4 protein-coding genes are annotated in these 3,965 nt (G+C 63.3%); 3 read left to right on the forward strand and 1 reads right to left on the reverse strand.

What is annotated here, in order from left to right; translation table 11 throughout:
- The first annotated feature begins 189 nt into the window (after nucleotides 1–189).
- Entirely contained in the window at nucleotides 190–804 is a 615-nt protein-coding gene (locus AB4Z11_RS25785) for an LON peptidase substrate-binding domain-containing protein (protein WP_442028652.1), read from the forward strand.
- Nucleotides 805–886: 82 nt separating this feature from the next.
- Nucleotides 887–1,519, forward strand: a complete 633-nt coding sequence (locus tag AB4Z11_RS25790) for an FMN-binding negative transcriptional regulator (protein ID WP_442028653.1) — start codon at nucleotides 887–889, stop codon at nucleotides 1,517–1,519.
- On the opposite strand, the gene AB4Z11_RS25795 is transcribed toward AB4Z11_RS25790, so the two are convergent.
- Nucleotides 1,506–2,459: a DMT family transporter gene (locus AB4Z11_RS25795; protein ID WP_442028655.1), complete on the reverse strand. Its 954-nt coding sequence runs from the start codon at nucleotides 2,457–2,459 to the stop codon at nucleotides 1,506–1,508. The genes AB4Z11_RS25790 and AB4Z11_RS25795 overlap by 14 nt on opposite strands.
- 80 nt (nucleotides 2,460–2,539) lie before the next feature.
- Between AB4Z11_RS25795 and AB4Z11_RS25800 the strand changes: the two genes are divergently transcribed.
- Nucleotides 2,540–3,880, forward strand: coding sequence for an erythromycin esterase family protein (locus AB4Z11_RS25800; protein WP_442028657.1), 1,341 nt, complete (start codon nucleotides 2,540–2,542; stop codon nucleotides 3,878–3,880).
- Nucleotides 3,881–3,965: the final 85 nt, after the last annotated feature.

Here is a 3,965-nt window from a genome sequence, read left to right on the forward strand (position 1 = left end):
GTGCTGGATCGCGCATCGTCGCTGGGCCAGGTCAAGCCGGGTTATATGGCGGATCTGGTGGCAGTGGAGGGCGATCCGACGGCCGATATCACCACGCTGTACAAGGTTGCCTTCGTGATGAAGGGCGGCACGGTCTACCGCAGGCCGTAGTGGCGCGGCGGCCATGCCCGATTCGTGCGATGATGGGATATGGCCGCGATTCCTTTATTTCCGCTGAATACCGTCCTTTACCCGGACGGCTATCTGCCCCTGCAAATCTTCGAGGTGCGCTACCTCGATATGGTCAAGCGCTGCATTGAACATGGCGAGCAATTCGGCGTGGTGGCGCTGGTGCAGGGCGAGGAAGTGCGCAAACCCGGCAGCCACGAAACACTGAGCGCCGTTGGCACCATGGCGCGCATCGACGAATGGTCCGCACCGATGCCGGGCCTGATGCACGTTGGCTGCATGGGCATGCGGCGCTTCCACATCACCACGGCCGAAGTGTTGAAACACGGCCTGTGGATGGCCGAAGTCACCGACATACCGCCCGACCTGGGCATGCCGATTCCGGCCGACCAGCAGGAAGTGGCCGATATGCTTGGTTCTCTGATCCGTTCGTTGCAGGAGCGCGGCGTGCCGTCCGCGCAGATGCCCATGCGTCCACCGTATCGGCTTGACGATTCGGGCTGGGTCGCCAATCGCTGGTGCGAGTTGCTGCGCCTGACGCTGCCGCAGAAGCAGCTGCTGCTGGGGCAGGAGAACCCCGTCCTGCGGCTGGAACTGGTGCACGATATGTTGACCGAGCATGGCCTGCTGAACTGAGGCTGGCCCCATCGTGCAGCGCTCCGCTGGCCCTGTCGGCGAAACCCGGCCGCGGATACACTGGCGCAAAGGAGATCCGCCCATGTATTTGCCACCCGCCTTTGCCGAAGACCGCACCGAGGTCAAACACAGCCTGATTCAAGCCTTCCCGCTGGCCACGCTGATCGTGCAAACCGCCGATGGCCCGACCGCCGACCTGATTCCCTTCCTGCTTTACCCGGGCGAAGGTGAACACGGCACACTGCGGGCTCACGTGGCGCGCGCCAATCCTGTGTGGAAGGCGCTGGCCGATGGAGCGCCGGTGCTGGTGGTGTTCCAGGGCCCCGAAGCCTACATCAGCCCAAACTGGTACGAAACCAAGCGCACCACCGGCAAGGCCGTGCCGACCTGGAATTACGCCATGGTGCAGGCGCGCGGCACGGCACACGCGGTGGAAGATGCGGCCTGGCTGCGCCGCCTGCTGGACGATCTCACGGACGCGCACGAAGGCACCATGCCCGAGCCCTGGTCCGTCGGCGATGCGCCACCCGATTACATCGCCACCATGATGCGCGCCATTGTCGGCATCGAGCTGCCGGTATCGCAATTGACGGGCAAATGGAAGGTAAGCCAGAACCGCGACATGGCCGACCGCGCCAATATTGCAGCAGGTCTGCGCACGCGCGAATCGGATGAAATGGCGGCCCTGGTGGCCGAGCGCATTACGCAGGGCTGAGCTGTTCTTCCTGGGCGTGCACATGGACGGACCACAGCACGCCTGCAATCAGCAGCACGATCGCTGCGATCTCCAATGGGCGCGGGAACTGCTGCTTGTAGATAAAGCCGTACAGCAGCGCGAACAGCGTCTCGAACAGAATCAGCTGGCCGGACAGCGTGACCGGCACGCGGCGGCTGGCGATATTCCACAGCTGGTTGCCGATCACCGACGCGCCCAGTGCGAGCAGGGAATTGCAGATCCAGAACAGCGTCCAGTCGCGGCCCGACGCCGCGCCTGCAGCGCCAGTCACGTCGCCATGGAAAATGGCGAAGGCAATGYCGCCGATAACGGCGGCAATCAAACCAGTGGAGAGGCCATACAGCGCCGACCATTCCGCGCTGGAGTAATGCGGATTGCGCTTCAGGTAGCGCGCGTTGTCCAGCGTGTACCAGCTCCACGAGAGCAGAGCGCCTGTCGCGCACACCACGCCGATCAAGGTCTTCAGCATTGGCTGGCCAGTGGCCGACGCATGCTGGAACACGTCCACATTAATGCATGCAATGCCGGCGCCGACCACCAGCAACGGCAAAGCCAGCTGGCGCAGCGACACCGCGCCATGGTCATTGCGGCCCATCAGCGTCACGGAAATCGGCAGCACCCCAATGATCAGCGAGGTCGGCGCCACGCCGGCGAACTTCACTCCCAGCGCGAGCAGCATGTAATAAACGATATTGCCGGTCAGCGCATGGCGCAGCAGCGCCATGTAGTCGCTGTGCTCAAGCCGTCCCAGGAGATTGCGCAGCTTCGGCAGCATCAGGCCGAAGGCGATGGCGCCATACGCGGTGTAGCGGCCCACGGCCATTTCGAGTGGCGTGAACGCCGACAGCAGCTCCGGCACAATGAACACCATTCCCCACATCGCGCCCGCCAGCAGGCCGCACAGCACACCGTTCCACATGCAATTTCCCCAATTAAACCTGCGACAGTTTCTCACAGCTTGCGCTATCGTGCCTGATGACGATGATTTCCGGGAGGTGCATGATGGACCAGGCAATCAGCGATGCGCTGCGCAACGAGGCGCGGCCACTGGACACGGACGAGGACTTCGCTTATTTGCTCGACTATATCGGCAGCGCATCGATTGTGCTGCTGGGCGAAGCGACGCACGGCACGCGCGAGTTTTACCGGCTGCGCGCCGAAATCAGCAAGCGGCTGATCGTTGAAAAGGGCTTCGATGCCATCGCCGTGGAAGCCGACTGGCCGGACGCCTTGCGCGTCAGCCGCTTCGTGCAGCACGGCGGCGACGATATGACGGCGGAGCAGGCGCTGTCCGGCTTCAAACGCTTTCCGCAATGGATGTGGCGCAATCACGAGGTCGAGGATTTGATTAACTGGCTGCGCCAGCACAATACCCATGTGGCCAGTGCCGCGCGGCGTGTCGGCTTTTACGGACTGGATCTCTACAGCCTCCAGCAATCGATGCATGCCGTGATCGCTTATCTGGATAAGGCCGATCCGGAAGCGGCAGCGCGTGCCCGCAAGCGCTATTCCTGCATCGACCATTTCGCCGAAGACCCGCAGCGCTACGGCTACGCGACGTCCTTCGGCATGCGTCCCGACTGCGAGGAAGAGGTGGTGCGCCAGCTGATGGAAATGACGCGCAAGGCCGCCAGCCATCTGGAAGAACGCGGCGGCACGGTGCCGGATGAACTGTTCTACGCCCAGCAGGATGCACGCGTTACGCGCAATGCCGAGGTGTATTACCGCTCCATGTTTCGCGGGCGCGACGAGTCCTGGAATGTGCGCGACTCGCATATGGCCGAAACGCTGCAGGCTTTGCGCGAGCACATCGGCCAGCGTACGGGCCGGCCTGCGCGCGTGGTGGTGTGGGCGCATAACTCGCACCTTGGCGATGCGCGGCACACGGAGATGGGCAAGCATGGGCAGCTGAATCTGGGCCAATTGGTGCGCGAGCGTTATCGTCCAGAGGACATCTTCCTGCTGGGCTTTACCACGCATACGGGGACGGTGACGGCGGCCACGGATTGGGATGGACCGGCGGAGCTGAAGCACATCGTGCCTTCGCGCCGCGATAGCGTGGAGCATGTGCTGCACGAGGCGGGCGTCGAACAGTTTCTGCTGCCCCTGCGCGGCGGCGGCAGCCGGCTATCGCGCTTGGGCGATAAGTTTCTGGAGCGGGCGATCGGGGTGATTTACCGGCCCGATACGGAGCGCATGAGCCATTACTTCTACGCCGATGCGGCGAAGCAGTTCGACGCAATCATTCACGTGGACCGCAGCACGGCATTGCGGCCGCTGGAACGCTCGGCCTTGTGGAAACACGAGGAGGCGCCGGAGACTTATCCCTCAGGCCTGTAACGACGCCAGCGACAGCAGGGCAGCGAGGTTCAGCGCCACGCTGGCCCAGTACCAGGCGAGGAACGATCCCTTGACGGTCTTGTGG

Origin of the sequence: Pseudoduganella sp. RAF53_2 (genome assembly GCF_052113985.1) — a bacterium.
GTDB lineage: Bacteria > Pseudomonadota > Gammaproteobacteria > Burkholderiales > Burkholderiaceae_D > Rugamonas.

What these genes read in the sequence shown, in the direction of transcription:
- AB4Z11_RS25790 (WP_442028653.1), top strand. Translation starts at nt 887, where the DNA reads ATGTATTTGCCACCCGCCTTTGCCGAAGACCGCACCGAGGTCAAACAC.
- AB4Z11_RS25800 (WP_442028657.1), top strand. Translation starts at nt 2,540, where the DNA reads ATGATGGACCAGGCAATCAGCGATGCGCTGCGCAACGAGGCGCGGCCA.
- AB4Z11_RS25785 (WP_442028652.1), top strand. Translation starts at nt 190, where the DNA reads ATGGCCGCGATTCCTTTATTTCCGCTGAATACCGTCCTTTACCCGGAC.